We start from the raw sequence: 13,743 nt of genomic DNA, 5'->3' as shown, positions 1-13,743 counted from the left end.
ACCAGCTGACGGTCCGCTCCACCACGTCGGTGGGCAGCGCCGCGAGGGTGCCGGTGACCGCCTGCCGGAACGCCGGGTCCTCGACCGTGCGGTCCGGGCTGCGGTAGAGCACCACCACGTCGGCGTCGTCCCGGCCCAGCTGCGCGGCGGCGACGGCGGCGGCCCGGGCGCTCTCGCTGTCCGGGTCGTCGAAGCCGCCGGTGGTCAGCGTGCCGAAGACCGAGGTGCCCCAGGCCCCGGCGACGGCGAGGAACGCCAGCGCCGCCGCGAGCACCGCCCACCGCCATCGGTACGCGATCCGGCCCAGTGTTTCGACCATGACACCCTCCTGGACTATACTCAGTTACACATGTGAACGGTGTTAATGTTCTTGGCGTTGGTCATAATGCTTACGCTGTTCACGGAAGTCAAGCAGGGTCGCGGAGGTGATAGTGGATGACGCCAGCACTGAGCCGGCGGGACCGCGTCCGGGCGGCGACCGTGACCGAGATCAAGGACACCGCCCGGCGGATCCTGGTCGCCGAGGGCAGCGACGGGCTGTCGCTGCGGGCGATCGCCCGCGAGATGGGCATGACCGCCCCCGCGCTCTACCGCTACTTCGACAGCCACGAGGCGCTGGTCGGCGCCCTCTGCCTCGATCTGCTCGACGAGCTGACCGGCCGGCTCGAGGCGGCGCGTGACTCCGAGCCGGTCGAGCGCCCGGTGGAGCGGCTGATGGCCGCCTGCCGCGAGTTCCGCAGGTGGTCGCTGGCGCACCCGCGGGAGTTCCAGCTGACGTTCGCGTCGGTCGGCGAGGAGGGCCCGCCCGGCCACGCGGAGCCGGGCGTCGACATCTCGTTCGGCGGGGTCTTCCTCGGCATCTTCGTCGAGATCTGGGCGCAGGCGCCGTTCCTCGTCCCGCCCGACGAGGCGATCCCGGAGCAGCTGCGGGGCGAGCTCGCCACCTTCGCCGCCCGCACCGCGGTCGACCTGCCGCTGGGCGCGCTGACCGCCTATCTCGGCGGCTGGGTCCGCCTGTACGGCGCGGTGACGCTCGAGGTCTTCGGCCACCTCGGCTTCGCGGTGACCGACGCGGGGTCGCTCTTCGAGGCGATGCTCGCCGACATGCGCCGGCAGCTCACCGCGGAGTCGTAGCTCTAGAGGTCGACCCCCGTCAGGACCAGGACCCGTTCGTAGCTGAGGTCCTCCATCGCCGCGCGGACCCCCTCGCGGCCGACCCCGGACTCCTTGGCCCCGCCGTACGGCATCTGATCGGCCCGGAACGACGGCACGTCGCCGATGACGACGCCGCCCACCTCGAGGTTGCGGTGCGCCCGGAACGCGGTATGCAGGTCGTGGGTGAACACCCCAGCCTGCAACCCGAAGCGCGAGTCGTTGACGGCGGCGAGGGCGGCGTCGGTGCCGTCGACGACCGACACCACCAGCACCGGCCCGAACACCTCGTCGCAGGCCACGCGCGCGTCGGCCGGCACGTCGGCGAGCACGGTCGGGGCGTACGTCGTCCCCTCCCGGCCGCCGCCGGTGAGCAGCCGGGCGCCGGCCCCCACCGCCTCGTCGACCCACTCCTCGACCCGGGTCGCGGAGGCCTCGTCGATGAGCGGCCCGACGGACGTCGACTCGTCGCCCGGGTCTCCCACAGCGAGCGCCTCCACGGCGGCGACCAGCCGGGGCACGAAGTCGTCGGCGACCGCCGCGTCGACCACCACCCGCTGCACCGAGATGCAGCTCTGGCCGGCCTGGTAGGTGCCGAAGGTGGCGATCCGCGAGGCGGCGTGGTCGAGGTCGGCGGGCGACGACCAGTCGGCGAGCACCACGGCCGCCGCGTTGCCGCCGAGCTCGAGCGTCACGTGCTTGTGCGGGACAGCGGCCTGGATCCGCGCGCCCACCGGGCCTGACCCGGTGAAGGACACGACCGGCAGCCGCCGGTCCTCCACCAGCGCGGGTGCCCGGTCGTCGGGCAGGACGAGCACCGACACCGCGCCGGCCGGCAGGTCGGTCTCGGCGAACAGCTCGCCCAGCAGCACCGCCGACAGCGGCGTCTTCGGGGCCGGCTTGAGCACGATCGGGGCACCGACGGCGACCGCCGGCGAGAGCTTGTGCGCGACCAGGTTGACCGGGAAGTTGAACGGCGAGATGCCCAGCACCGGCCCGCGCGGGAACCGCCGGACCAGCCCGAGCCGGCCGGTCGCGGCCGGGTCGGTGTCCAGCCGCTGCAGCTCGCCGCTCCAGCGGCGAGCCTCCTCGGCCCCCCAGCGGAAGGTCGAGACCGCCCGGGCCACCTCGGTGCGCGCCCAGACGAGTGGCTTGCCGCTCTCCGCGGTCACCAGCCGGGCCACCTCGTCCGCCCGCTCGGCCAGCCGGGCGGACACCTGGTCGAGGGCGGCGGCCCGCAGGTGCGCCGGGGCCGCGGCGACGGCGGCGCGGTGCTCCCAGGCAGATGCCACGGCGGACTCCACGTCGGCCGGGCTGGCCCAGTCGATCTCCGCGACCAGCGATCGGTCGTACGGGCTGCGCACGGCGAGCCGGGCCGCCGAGGGCGCGGACGTGGTGGGCACGTCGGTCTCCTGTCGCAGAACTGCGGATTTCGTCGTCGTAAGCGACTTTCCCGCGCGATATCGTCACAGTATCGTGTGCCCATGACCGACTCCGCACCTCTGCCCGAGCTCCCCGAGCTACCGCAGGAGCGCCGCCTGGTCACCGCGGTGCCCGGTCCCCGCTCCGTGGAGCGGATGGGGCGCCGGGCTGCGGCGGTCGCCCGCGGCGTCGGCACCACGCTGCCGGTGTTCGTCGAGCGGGCCGGCGGCGGCGTCCTGGTCGACGTCGACGGCAACTCGCTGATCGACTTCGGCTCCGGCATCGCGGTGACCAGCGTCGGCAACGCCGCCCCGCGGGTCGTCGCCCGGGTCCGGGACCAGGTCGCGCGGTTCACCCACACCTGCTTCATGGTCACGCCCTACGACGGCTACGTGGAGGTATGCGAGGCCCTCAACCGGCTGACGCCGGGGGACCACGAGAAGCGCTCGGCGCTGTTCAACTCCGGCGCCGAGGCGGTGGAGAACGCGGTCAAGCTCGCACGCACCCACACCCGGCGGTCCGCGGTCGTCGCGTTCGACCACGGCTACCACGGGCGCACCAACCTGACGATGGCGCTGACCGCGAAGAGCATGCCCTACAAGCACGGCTTCGGGCCGTTCGCGCCGGAGGTCTACCGGGCGCCGATGTCCTACCCGTTCCGCGACCCCGACGGCATGACCGGCGCGCAGGCCGCGGCCCGCGCCCTCGACCTGGTCGACAAGCAGGTCGGCGCCGACCAGGTCGCCTGCATCGTCATCGAGCCGGTCCAGGGCGAGGGCGGCTTCGTCGTCCCCGCGCCGGGGTTCCTGGCCGCCCTGCAGGAGTGGTGCACGGCCAACGGCGCGGTGCTTGTCGCCGACGAGATCCAGAGCGGGTTCTGCCGGACCGGTGACTGGTTCGCCAGTGACCACGAGGGCGTCGTCCCCGACCTGGTGACCACCGCCAAGGGCATCGCCGGCGGCCTGCCGCTGGCCGGCGTCACCGGCCGCGCCGAGATCATGGACTCCGCCCACGTGGGTGGCCTCGGCGGGACGTACGGCGGCAACCCGGTCGCCTGCGCCGCCGCGCTCGGCTCGATCGAGACGATGGAGGCCGAGGACCTGAACGGGCGGGCCCGCCGGATCGGCGAGGTGATGACGGCGCGGCTGCAGGAGCTCGCGACGACGTACGACGTCATCGGTGACGTCCGCGGCCGCGGCGCGATGCTCGCGGTCGAGCTGACCAGGCCCGGCACGCTGGAGCCGGACGCCGCGTCCGCCGCGACGGTCGCCAAGGCCTGCCACGCGGACGGGCTGGTCGTGCTGACCTGCGGGACGTACGGCAACGTGCTGCGCTTCCTGCCGCCGCTGGTCATGCCCGAGCCGCTGCTCGAGGAGGGTCTCGGCGTGCTCGAGAAGGCTTTCGCCTCGCTGGGCTGACCCGGCTGCCCCGGAAGACCCGATGGACTACAGCGGGACGTCGCCCCCCGCGAGGTAGCCGCGGGCGACCCGCGCCACGAACTGGTGCACGCCGTCCTCGTCGGGGGCGGGCGGCCGAGGCACCGCGTGCTCGTTGGTCATGCCGCGCTGCACGGCCTACCGCGCCCGGCTTCCTAGGGTCGGCCGACGTCCGAGGCCGCCCGGGCGCTGGCGGAGGAGCCGGGCGAGCCACCGACGGACGTCGAGGTGCTGCCGACCAGGACGTGTCAGCGGGCGCGCACCCGGCCTGCCGAGCGCACCGACGACCGGCGGGGCCGCCACCCGACGCCGAGCTCTCGCGCGGCGAACGCCATCGCGATCGCGAAGGCACGCTCCGCGTCGACGACCGGGTCGGCCAGGGCGACCTGGATCGAGAGGCCGTCGAGCAGCGCGGAGAAGGTGATGGCGAACGCTTCCGCGTCGACCGTGCGCCCGATCTGGCCCGCCTGCTGCCCGTCGCGGACGACGCCGGCGATCGTGTCGCGCCACCGCTGGTCGAGCTCCACCCGGTCCTTGGCGACCTCGGGGTGGCGGAAGGCCCGGGCCCAGAGGTCGAACCAGAGGCCCCACGCACCGGGGATCTCGTCCTCGCCGTGCGGGATGCAGGTGGCGCGCACCAGCATCTCCAGACGCTCGCGCGCGGTGCGCAGTCGCGCCAGCTGGGCCGCGACGTCTGCGTAGAAGGACCGCTCCGAGTAGCGCAGCGCCTCGGTGAGCAGCTCGTCCTTGGTGCTGAAGTAGTAGATGACGAGCGCGGGACTGACGCCGGCCCGGCGTGCGACGTCGGCGATGCGGGTCTCGGCGAATCCTCGCTCACCGATCAGCCCCGCGGCGGCTGCCAGCATCTGCTCGCGGCGTGCGTCCAGTGCCGATGGCGTCGACGAGACGTCGGCCATAGGCCTCCCTCAGGACCGGGCCGCCCCGGTCGGCTGCCTTGTCGCGAGATTAGCACCCACCTAGACTGAACAGTCAGTCAACATGATAGGACAGCCCCGGCCGCGACGGCGTACGGAAAGCTCTTTGTGGACAACGGTTCCTTGTCCACAGGCCGAGCCGTCCCGCGGCTGCATCGCCAGCGCCGGACCGAGCCGAGCGCTGGCGCCGGGGTCAGCGCAGCGGACGGACGGCTACGACGGCAACCAGCGGGAGGGGACCGTAGACGTGCGGGAACTCGTCCGAACCCGGCCCTGAGCCGGCGGGTGCCTCGACGACCAGCGGGACGTCGAGCCGGTCCGGGTCGATCTCGAGCAGGACGAGCGGCTCCTCCACGTCGGCGTAGTAGGCCGCCAGCACGCCCGGCCACTGGTGGGCGTAGGACGCGTGCAGGAAGCCCTCCTCCGCCAACGTGCGGCCCAGGCTCGAGACCCGGTAGTCACCTGCCTCCTGCGCGGCCTGCCAGTCCCGGGCCAGAGCGACGTGGAAGAGGTGCTCAGTGGCCACGGGCGACCCACTCCGCCAGGTGCGGCGCCTCCGCTCCGATCGTCGTGTCGGCGCCGTGGCCGGTGTGGACGACCGTGCTGGACGGCAGCGTCAGCAGCGACTCGCGGATCGACTCGATGATGGTCGGGAAGTCGCTGTGCGACCGACCGGTCGCACCCGGTCCGCCCTGGAACAGCGTGTCGCCGCTGAACACCACCCCGAGGTCCGGTGCGTGGAGGCAGACCGCGCCCGGCGAGTGGCCCGGCGTGTGCCGGACGACGAGTCTGGTGCCGGCCACGTCGAACGACCTGCCGTCGGCCAGCTCGACGTCCGGCTCCAGGTCGTCGTACTCCATCGCCCAGAGCATGACGTCGGCCGGGTGGAGCGCGATCTCGGCGTCCTTGGCGGCCGCCACCTCGACGGCCGCGTTGACGTGGTCGTTATGCCCGTGGGTCAGGACCACCGCCACGACCCGGCGGTCCCCGACCGCCTCGAGGATGGCCGAGGCGTCGTGAGCCGCGTCGACCACCAGGACCTCTTCGTCGTCGCCCACGAGCCAGACGTTGTTGTCGACGTCCCATTCACCGCCGTCGAGGGCGAAGGTGCCCGACGTGACGACCTTCTCGACGCGGGCCGGCATCAGAGCACGACCACCGAGCGCAGCACCTCGCCGCGTTGCATCTTCTCGAACGCCGCCTCGACGTCGCCGAGCCGGATCGTCTCGGAGACGAACCCGTCGAGGTCGAAACGGCCCTGGCGGTAGAGGTCGACGAGCATCGGGAAGTCCCGGGACGGCAGGCAGTCGCCGTACCAGCTCGACTTCAGCGCGCCGCCACGGCCGAAGACCTCGATCATCGGCAGCTCGATCCGCAGGTCAGGCGTCGGGACGCCGACGAGCACGACGGTGCCCGCCAGGTCGCGCGCGTAGAAGGCCTGCTCGTAGGTCTCCGGGCGCCCCACAGCCTCGATCACGACATCGGCACCGAAGCCACCGGTGAGCTCGCGGATCCGCTCGACGGCGTCCTCGGTCCTGCTGTTGACCGTGTGCGTGGCGCCGAACCGACGGGCCCACTGGAGCTTGCGGTCGTCGACGTCGACCGCGACCACCGTCGTGGCGCCCGCGATCCGGGATCCCGCGATCGCCGCGTTGCCGACGCCACCGCAGCCGATGACGGCGACGCTGTCGCCACGGCCCACGTTGCCGGTGTTGACCGCCGCGCCGAAGCCCGCCATGACGCCGCAGCCGAGCAGGCCCGCCGCTGCCGCCGGGGCCTCCGGGTCGACCTTGGTGCACTGCCCGGCTGCCACCAGCGTCTTCTCCAGGAACGCGCCGATGCCGAGCGCCGGGCTCAGCTCGGTGCCGTCAGCCAGCGACATCTTCTGCGTGGCGTTGTGGGTGGCGAAGCAGTACCACGGCTTGCCCTTGCGGCAGGCCCTGCACTGCCCGCAGACGGCGCGCCAGTTGAGCACGACGAAGTCACCCGGTGCCACGTCGGAGATGCCCTCACCCACCGCCTCGACGACGCCCGCCGCCTCGTGCCCGAGGAGGAACGGGAAGTCGTCGTTGATCCCGCCGTCGCGGTAGTGCAGGTCGGTGTGGCAGACCCCGCAGGCCTGCACCTGCACCAGCGCCTCGCCCGGCCCGGGATCGGGCACCAGCACGGTCTCCAACGACACCGGCCGGCCGTTGGCCATGGCCACGACACCCTGCACCTCGTGCGGCATGCGGTCCTCCCGGGGGACGTGCGGCTGCGACGGACGGCTGACGGACTGCAGGCGCGACCCTAGCCACCCTCGCGCATGCCCCACGGCGAGCCGTACGCCGTCAGCAGATCGAGGAACGGCACCGGCTCGAACGCCTCCGGGCCGAGCACGCCGGAGCCGCTCCACGTGCCGGTTGCGAGCAGCTCGAGGGCCACGACGGGATTGACGGCCGTCTGCCAGACGACCGCCTGGGCGCCGTACTCCGCCATCGACCACTCGTTGTCGACCACGTGGTAGAGGTAGACCTCGCGGGCGGATCCGTCCTTGCGACCGGTCACCCAGGTGCCGGCGCAGGTCTTGCCGGTCATCCGGTCGCCGAGTGTGGCCGGGTCCGGCAGCGCGGCCGCCACCACGTCGCGCGGCGACACCTCGACGCCGCCGACCCGGAGCTTGTCGGTGCGGTCGAGCCCGATCTTGTGCAGCACCTGCAGCACGTTGATGAACTCGTCACCCAGGCCGTACTTGAAGGTCACCCGCTTGGCGTCGACCCAGCGCGGGATGAGCAAAACCTCCTCGTGCTCGACGTTGACGCACTCGACCGGGCCGATGCCCTCGGGGAAGTCGAAGGTCTCCGGCTCGCTGAACGGCGGGGTCGTGAACCAGCCGCGGTCCTTCTCCCACACCACCGGCGGGTTGAGGCACTCCTCGATCGTGGTCCAGATCGAAAAAGTGGGAGCGAACGAGACCGCTTCTCCTTCTATGCCGGCCACCTCCAGGTTGGCGCCGTCGCGGACGCCGACCTGGTCGATCTCGTCGAACAGGTGGTCCGCCGCGTAGCGGGCGAACACGTCGGAGAGCCCCGGCTCGATGCCGATGCCCGCGAGGGCCAGCCGCCCGGCGGCCTCCCACTCGCCGGCCTTGGCGAACTGCTCGTCCCCGAGCTTCACGCCGATGAGCGCGTGCGGCTGCTCCGGGTGCGGACGCGACAGCGACATGGCCATGTCCAGGTAGTCGGCACCGGCGGCGAACGCGCCGTCGAAGATCGGCATCACGAACCTTGGGTCCACGGCGTTGAAGACGTGGGTGATGCGGTGCTCGCGGCACAGCGCGGCCACCGCACCGGCGGAGGAGGCGTCCACCTGCGCCGCGACGAAGCGGGCGTCGCCGGCGTGCCCGGCCACCGCCCGCTCGGCCCGCGCCTCGTCGTAGTCGGCGACGACCATCGCCTCGAAGAAGTCGCGCCGGGCAGCGATCCCGACTGCCGCCGACCCGACCCCTCCCGCGCCCACCAGCAGGATCCGCATCCGTCTACTCCTTGTTCGGTCGGTCGGCCAGCAGGGGCCGGGTCGGGTCGTGCGGCACGCCGCGGCGGCGGTGTGCGATGCCGGAGAGGGCCTCCAGCACCACGCGGTTGGCCAGCGCGGCCGTGATGTCGGCGTGGTCGTACGGCGGCGACACCTCGACGACGTCCAGGCCCACGACCGGCAGCTCGAGGCACACCCGCCGGACCGCGTCGAGCAGCTGGCGCGCGGACAGCCCGCCCGGTTCGGGAGTGCCGGTCCCCGGCGCGTGACCGGGGTCGGCGACGTCGATGTCCACCGACAGGAAGACCCCGTCACACTCGTCGACCGCGATGCCGAACGCCTCGTCGAGGCAGGGGTCGAGGCCTCGCGCGACCAGCTCGGTCATCTCGTAGGAGCGCATCCCCTGCGTGGCCATCCAGTCGAGGGTCTCGGGGCCGGGCCAGTAGCCGCGCAGCCCGATCTGCAGGAACCGGTCGCCCCGCGCGGCGCCGGACTCGATCAGCCGGCGCATCGGCTGGCCGTGGCCGTAGAGCGAGCCGAACTCGATGTCGCCGGTGTCGGCGTGCGCGTCGAAGTGCACGACCGACACCCGGCCGGCGCCATGGTGGCGCGCGACGCCGGTGACGTCGGCGAGTGTGATCGAGTGGTCGCCGCCGAGAACGACAGGCAGTGCCCCGCTGGCGGCGACCATGGCGACGGCCTCGGTCAGCGCGTCGAGCGACCGCTCGATGTGGCCCGGAGGCATCTCGACGTCGCCCGCGTCCAGCACCCGGAGGTCGCGCAGCGCGTCGACCCGCAGGCCGAGGTGCGGCCGGGACCCGTCGTGCGGGAGGTAGTCGGTCGAGCGGATCGCCTGGGGGCCGAAGCGGGTGCCCGGCCGGTGCGACGTACCGCCGTCGAAGGGCGCGCCCACGACGACGACGTCCGCGCCCGCGAAGGACGCCGGGTCACCGAGGTCGCACGGCGGGACGCCGAGGAAGGTGATGTCCGGCCCGAACATCGGCCCGTAGCGCGTCATCGGGGTCCCCGCGTGAACGTGAGCGCCAGCGAGCGTTCTTGTGGGGTGATCATGCCGCGTCACTCCTCATCAACACGATCACGAGTCGAACCCGAGGCCGAGGGCGTCGAGGGTGCGCAGCCAGGGACCGCGGCGACCCTCGCGGGCGTCGGCGCGGGCGACCGCCCGCCGGGTCAGCTCGATCCCGGCCCAGCGCACCGGCTCGGGCGGGAACGGCCGCGGCCGGCGGCGCACCATCTCCAGCCGGGTCCGCTCGGTCTCCTCGCCGGCCAGCAGGTCGAGCGCCACTTGCGCGCCGAACCGGCTGGCGCCGACGCCGAGGCCGGTGTAGCCCAGCGAGTAGGCCACGCGGCCGCCGAGGGCGCGCCCCCAGAACGCGCTGAAGCGCGAGCAGGTGTCGATGACCCCGCCCCAGCCGTGGGTGAACGGCAGGCCGGTCAGCTGCGGGAACGTGCGCTGGAAGTTCTCCGCGAGGGTCAGGAAAGTCCCCGGCGACCGGTCCAGCCGGTCGTCGGTGCGGCTGCCGTAGTGGTAGACCGCGTCGTAGCCGCCCCACAGGATGCGGTCGTCGTCGGTGAGCCGGTAGTAGTGGAACTGGTTGCCCGCGTCGGCCATCCCGTGCCGGTCGGCCCAGCCGATCGACGCCCGCTGCTCGGGGTCGAGCGGGGCGGTGACCAGCGCGTAGTCCCACACCGGGACCACGAACGAGCGCAGGCGACGGACCAGCGGCCGGAACGCATTGGTGGCGAGCACGGCCCGGCCGGCCCGGACCTCGCCGTAGGGGGTGCCGAGCAGCACCGGGCCGCTACCCATGCCGCTGGCCGCGCCGCGCGTGCGCGTGCCGCGTGTGCCGCCGGAGGTGAGCGACTCGACCGGCGTGTTCTCGTGCAACCGGACGCCGGCGCGCAGGCAGGCCTGGCGCAGGCCGTGTGCGAGCCGCGCCGGGTCGACCATGGCCACGCCGTCGCGGTCGAGGACACCGCCGTGGTACGTCGTCGAGCTGACCCGGTCGCGCACCTCCGCCGCGGTCAGCCACTCGAGCCCGGCACCCAGTGCCTGGCCCCGCCGCACCAGGTCCTGCAGCTGCTCCGCCTGCCACGGGGCGGTCGCGACGGTGAGCTCCCCGGTGCGCTCCCAGGAGCAGTCGATGCCCTGGTCGGCCACCGTCTTCTCGATCGCGTCGAGGTTCTCCCGGCCGAGCCGCTCCAGCGTGGCGATCTCGTCCGGCCACCGCTCGAGCCCGTTCGCCAGCCCGTGGGTGAGGCTGGCGGCGCAGAACCCGCCGTTGCGGCCGGACGCGGCCCAGCCGGCGCTGCGCGCCTCGAGCACCACGACGTCGCGGCCGGGGTTGCGCTCCTTGGCCAGCAGCGCCGCCCACAGCCCGGTATAGCCCGCGCCGACGACCGCCAGGTCGGCAGTGGTCCGGTCGGTAAGGGCCGGCTCGTCGGCCGGGGCCGGCCGGTCCAGCCAGAACGGGACGTGGCGCAGGTCGGCGAGAGCGGCGGCGGCCTGCGACCGCCCGCCCGCTGCTGTCGGGGTCATCTCAGGTCTTCCGCCGCCGCTCCGTCACCAGCTGGGCGAGGACGACAGCAGCCAAGGCGATGCCGAACATCGCCGAGGCGATGACGTTGGCCTGGGCCGGGATGCCGCGCAGCGACGACACCCAGACGAACTTGGGGAACGTGTTGACCGACCCCGAGTTGAAGTTCGTGATGATGAAGTCGTCGAAGGACAGGGAGAAGGCCAGCAGTGCCCCGGCCACGATGCCCGGGGCCACCAGCGGCAGGGTGATCCGCCGGAAGGTCTGCATCTCGTTGGCGTAGAGGTCCATCGCCGCCTGCTCGAGCCTCGGATCGAGGCTGGCGATGCGGGCCTTCACCGTCACGACCACGAACGAGATGCAGAACATCACGTGCGCGATGACGATGGTCCAGAAGCCCAGGTTGATCTTGAGGTTGAGGAAGAGAGCCAGCAGCGAGGCGCCGAGGACCACCTCGGGCGTCGCCATCGGCAGGAAGATGGTGAGGTTGGTCGTGGTGCGGCCGCGGAACCGGTGCCGGGCCAGGGCGAACGCCACCATGGTGCCGAGCACGGTCGCGGCCAGGGTCGCGATCAGCCCGATCTTGAGGCTGTTGCCCAGGGCGGTGCAGACGTCGGGAGCGCCGCACGGGTTCTGCCACTTCTCGAGCGTGAAGCCCTTCCACGCGATGTTGGACTTGCCGGAGTCGTTGAACGAGAAGACCAGCGTGTAGGCCACCGGGATGAACAGGTATGTGAACCCGAAGACGGCGTAGATCCGGATCGCGTTGCGCGAGAGCCAGCGGGCGGCGCGCCGGCCGGCGGGCTGCCGGCGTCCGACGGGCCGGGCGGGAGCGGTAGCCACGGCTACACCAGCTCCTCGGTGCCGGACCGGCGGATGTAGAACGCGACCAGCACCAGGATCGAAAGCATCAGGGTCACCGAGAGCACGGCCGCCGTCGGGTAGTCGACGACCCGCAGGAAGCGGCTGTCGATGACGTTGCCGACCATCGTCGTGCGCACCGGGTCGCCGAGCAGGGTGGCGTTGACGTAGTCACCTGCGGCAGGGATGAAGGTCAGCAGGGTTCCTGCGACGACGCCGGGCATCGACAGCGGGAAGGTCACCTTGCGCAGGGTCGTCAGGCCGTTGGCGTAGAGGTCACCGGCGGCCTCCATCAGCCGCGGGTCGACCCGCTCCAGTGACGCGTAGATCGGCAGGATCATGAACGGCAGGAAGTTGTAGGTGATGCCGATGACCACGGCGAGCGGTGTGTTGATGATGCGGCCGTCCTCGCTGAGGAGGTGCAGCCAGCGCAAGGCGTCCAGCACCCACGAGTTGTCGGCCAGGATCTGCTTCCACGCGACCGTGCGGAGCAGGAAGCTGACGAAGAACGGTGCGACGACGAGCACCAGCAGGATGTTGCGCAGCCGTCCCGCCTTGAAGGCGATCGCGTAGGCGAGCGGGTAGGAGATCGCGAGGGCGAGCAGGGTGGCGATCAGGGCGTAGGTGAACGACCGGACGAAGACCTCGAGGTACTCACTGATCGCGTCGGGGTAGTTGGCCAGCCGGAAGGTCTGCGTGTAGACGCCGATCTCGGCGCCCTCGGGACGCGTCTGCGTCGACGTCGACAGCAGCGTCAGGAGCGGGACGACGAAGAAGACGGCCAGCCAGGCCATGCCGGGCAGCAGGAGCAGGTAGGGCGTCAGCCGTCGCCGACCGACGGGGCGCGCCTCGTCGTCGTCGGGCGGCGTGCGGTCCTCGGCCTGCCGCTCACCGACGCCGATGCCCTGGGCGACGCTCATCGGCCCGTCACCCGACCGGCACGGGTGCGGCGTCGTCGTCGTGCTCGGCACCCGCCGTGGCGTCCGATCTGCCGTCGAGGGCGAAGGTGTGCACCGGGTCCCAGCTCAGCGAGACCTTGCTGCCGGGAGGGAGGACGCCGCCGGTGCCGAGGTTCTGGACGAAGACCATCAGCTCCTGGCCCCACGGCATCCGGACGAGGTACTGGATGCTCACGCCGGTGAAGCTGGCGTCGGTCACGGTCCCGCCCGGGAGGACGTTGTGCGCCTTGTCCGTCGCGCCGGGGCCGTCGCCCTCGTGCAGGTGGATCTTCTCCGGCCGGATGCCGATCAGCAGGTCGTCCGAGCCGGCCGCCGCCGACGAGAGGCGGGACGAGGGCATCGCCAGCTTGTGGCCCTCCACATCCAGCACCAGGCCATCGCCGTCGTGCGCCGAGACCGCGGCCCGCACCAGGTTGGACTGGCCGAGGAAGTTGGCGACGAACGTGGTCTCGGGCTCCTCGTACAGCTCGCCCGGACTGCCCAGCTGCTCGATGTGCCCGCCGTTCATGACCGCGATGGTGTCGGCCATGGTCATGGCCTCCTCCTGGTCGTGCGTCACGTGGACGAACGTCAGGCCGACCTCGGTCTGGATGCGCTTGAGCTCGATCTGCATCTGGCGACGCAGCTTCAGGTCGAGTGCGCCCAGCGGCTCGTCGAGCAGGAGCACCTGCGGACGGTTGATCAGGGCCCGGGCCAGGGCGACGCGCTGCTGCTGGCCGCCGGAGAGCTGCGTGGCCATGCGCCCCTCGAGCCCGCCTAGCTCGACCGTCCGTAGCGCCTCCATGACCTTGCGCTTGACCTCGTCGTTCGAGTACTTCTTCTGGCCGACGCGGAGCGGGAAGGCGGCGTTCTCGAACACCGTCATGTGCGGCCAGATGGCGTAGCTCTGGAATACCATGCCGATGTC

At 72.3% G+C, this 13,743-nt stretch carries 14 protein-coding genes; 2 read left to right on the top strand and 12 right to left on the bottom strand.

Going from position 1 to position 13,743, the window contains the following annotated elements:
- Positions 1-319, bottom strand: a 319-nt coding sequence (locus tag VK640_10020) for an MMPL family transporter (GenBank protein ID HTE73519.1), incomplete at its 3' end; no start/stop codon positions are given.
- 116 nt (positions 320-435) lie between these two features.
- On the opposite strand from VK640_10020, the gene VK640_10015 reads away from it, so the two are divergent.
- A complete protein-coding gene (locus VK640_10015; protein ID HTE73518.1) occupies positions 436-1,134 on the top strand; it encodes a TetR/AcrR family transcriptional regulator in 699 nt (232 codons plus the stop codon).
- A gap of 2 nt (positions 1,135-1,136) precedes the next feature.
- Here the strand turns inward: VK640_10015 and VK640_10010 are convergent, their stop codons facing one another.
- The gene (locus VK640_10010) at positions 1,137-2,555 is read right to left on the bottom strand and encodes an aldehyde dehydrogenase family protein (GenBank protein ID HTE73517.1); all 1,419 of its coding nucleotides are present in this window, start codon (positions 2,553-2,555) and stop codon (positions 1,137-1,139) included.
- A gap of 81 nt (positions 2,556-2,636) precedes the next feature.
- Between VK640_10010 and gabT the strand changes: the two genes are divergently transcribed.
- Positions 2,637-3,992 carry a 4-aminobutyrate--2-oxoglutarate transaminase gene (gene gabT / locus VK640_10005; protein HTE73516.1) on the top strand — a complete coding sequence of 452 codons (1,356 nt, stop codon included), beginning with the start codon at positions 2,637-2,639 and terminating at the stop codon, positions 3,990-3,992.
- A gap of 266 nt (positions 3,993-4,258) precedes the next feature.
- Here the strand turns inward: gabT and VK640_10000 are convergent, their stop codons facing one another.
- The 10 genes from VK640_10000 to VK640_09955 form a co-directional block, all read right to left on the bottom strand.
- Positions 4,259-4,927, bottom strand: coding sequence for a TetR family transcriptional regulator C-terminal domain-containing protein (locus VK640_10000; protein HTE73515.1), 669 nt, complete (start codon positions 4,925-4,927; stop codon positions 4,259-4,261).
- Between the two features lie 211 nt (positions 4,928-5,138).
- The gene (locus VK640_09995) at positions 5,139-5,471 is read right to left on the bottom strand and encodes a DUF952 domain-containing protein (GenBank protein HTE73514.1); all 333 of its coding nucleotides are present in this window, start codon (positions 5,469-5,471) and stop codon (positions 5,139-5,141) included.
- A complete protein-coding gene (locus VK640_09990) occupies positions 5,461-6,090 on the bottom strand; it encodes an MBL fold metallo-hydrolase (GenBank protein ID HTE73513.1) in 630 nt (209 codons plus the stop codon). The genes VK640_09995 and VK640_09990 overlap by 11 nt, the downstream gene beginning before the upstream one ends.
- Positions 6,090-7,175: an S-(hydroxymethyl)mycothiol dehydrogenase gene (locus VK640_09985; protein HTE73512.1), complete on the bottom strand. Its 1,086-nt coding sequence runs from the start codon at positions 7,173-7,175 to the stop codon at positions 6,090-6,092. Before VK640_09985 ends, VK640_09990 begins: the two co-directional genes overlap by 1 nt.
- Before the next feature lie 59 nt (positions 7,176-7,234).
- The gene (locus VK640_09980; GenBank protein HTE73511.1) at positions 7,235-8,458 is read right to left on the bottom strand and encodes a saccharopine dehydrogenase C-terminal domain-containing protein; all 1,224 of its coding nucleotides are present in this window, start codon (positions 8,456-8,458) and stop codon (positions 7,235-7,237) included.
- Positions 8,459-8,462: 4 nt separating this feature from the next.
- Positions 8,463-9,476: an agmatinase gene (gene speB / locus VK640_09975; GenBank protein HTE73510.1), complete on the bottom strand. Its 1,014-nt coding sequence runs from the start codon at positions 9,474-9,476 to the stop codon at positions 8,463-8,465.
- Between the two features lie 78 nt (positions 9,477-9,554).
- The gene (locus tag VK640_09970; protein ID HTE73509.1) at positions 9,555-11,018 is read right to left on the bottom strand and encodes an FAD-dependent oxidoreductase; all 1,464 of its coding nucleotides are present in this window, start codon (positions 11,016-11,018) and stop codon (positions 9,555-9,557) included.
- Between the two features lies 1 nt (position 11,019).
- A complete protein-coding gene (locus VK640_09965; GenBank protein HTE73508.1) occupies positions 11,020-11,859 on the bottom strand; it encodes an ABC transporter permease in 840 nt (279 codons plus the stop codon).
- A gap of 2 nt (positions 11,860-11,861) precedes the next feature.
- Complete coding sequence (locus VK640_09960; protein HTE73507.1) at positions 11,862-12,671, bottom strand: ABC transporter permease; 810 nt, start codon at positions 12,669-12,671, stop codon at positions 11,862-11,864.
- Between the two features lie 133 nt (positions 12,672-12,804).
- On the bottom strand, positions 12,805-13,743 hold a 939-nt coding region (locus VK640_09955), incomplete at its 5' end, for an ABC transporter ATP-binding protein (protein ID HTE73506.1).

This window comes from Actinomycetes bacterium (assembly GCA_035489715.1).
Taxonomy (GTDB): domain Bacteria; phylum Actinomycetota; class Actinomycetes; order JACCUZ01; family JACCUZ01; genus DATHAP01.
This window is presented reverse-complemented; position numbering and strand designations above follow the sequence as displayed.

What these genes read in the sequence shown, in the direction of transcription:
- VK640_09960 (HTE73507.1), bottom strand. Translation starts at nt 12,671, where the DNA reads ATGGCCTGGCTGGCCGTCTTCTTCGTCGTCCCGCTCCTGACGCTGCTG.
- VK640_09990 (HTE73513.1), bottom strand. Translation starts at nt 6,090, where the DNA reads ATGCCGGCCCGCGTCGAGAAGGTCGTCACGTCGGGCACCTTCGCCCTC.
- VK640_09985 (HTE73512.1), bottom strand. Translation starts at nt 7,175, where the DNA reads ATGCCGCACGAGGTGCAGGGTGTCGTGGCCATGGCCAACGGCCGGCCG.
- gabT (HTE73516.1), top strand. Translation starts at nt 2,637, where the DNA reads ATGACCGACTCCGCACCTCTGCCCGAGCTCCCCGAGCTACCGCAGGAG.
- VK640_09980 (HTE73511.1), bottom strand. Translation starts at nt 8,458, where the DNA reads ATGCGGATCCTGCTGGTGGGCGCGGGAGGGGTCGGGTCGGCGGCAGTC.
- VK640_09970 (HTE73509.1), bottom strand. Translation starts at nt 11,018, where the DNA reads ATGACCCCGACAGCAGCGGGCGGGCGGTCGCAGGCCGCCGCCGCTCTC.
- VK640_10015 (HTE73518.1), top strand. Translation starts at nt 436, where the DNA reads ATGACGCCAGCACTGAGCCGGCGGGACCGCGTCCGGGCGGCGACCGTG.
- VK640_10000 (HTE73515.1), bottom strand. Translation starts at nt 4,927, where the DNA reads ATGGCCGACGTCTCGTCGACGCCATCGGCACTGGACGCACGCCGCGAG.
- speB (HTE73510.1), bottom strand. Translation starts at nt 9,476, where the DNA reads ATGACGCGCTACGGGCCGATGTTCGGGCCGGACATCACCTTCCTCGGC.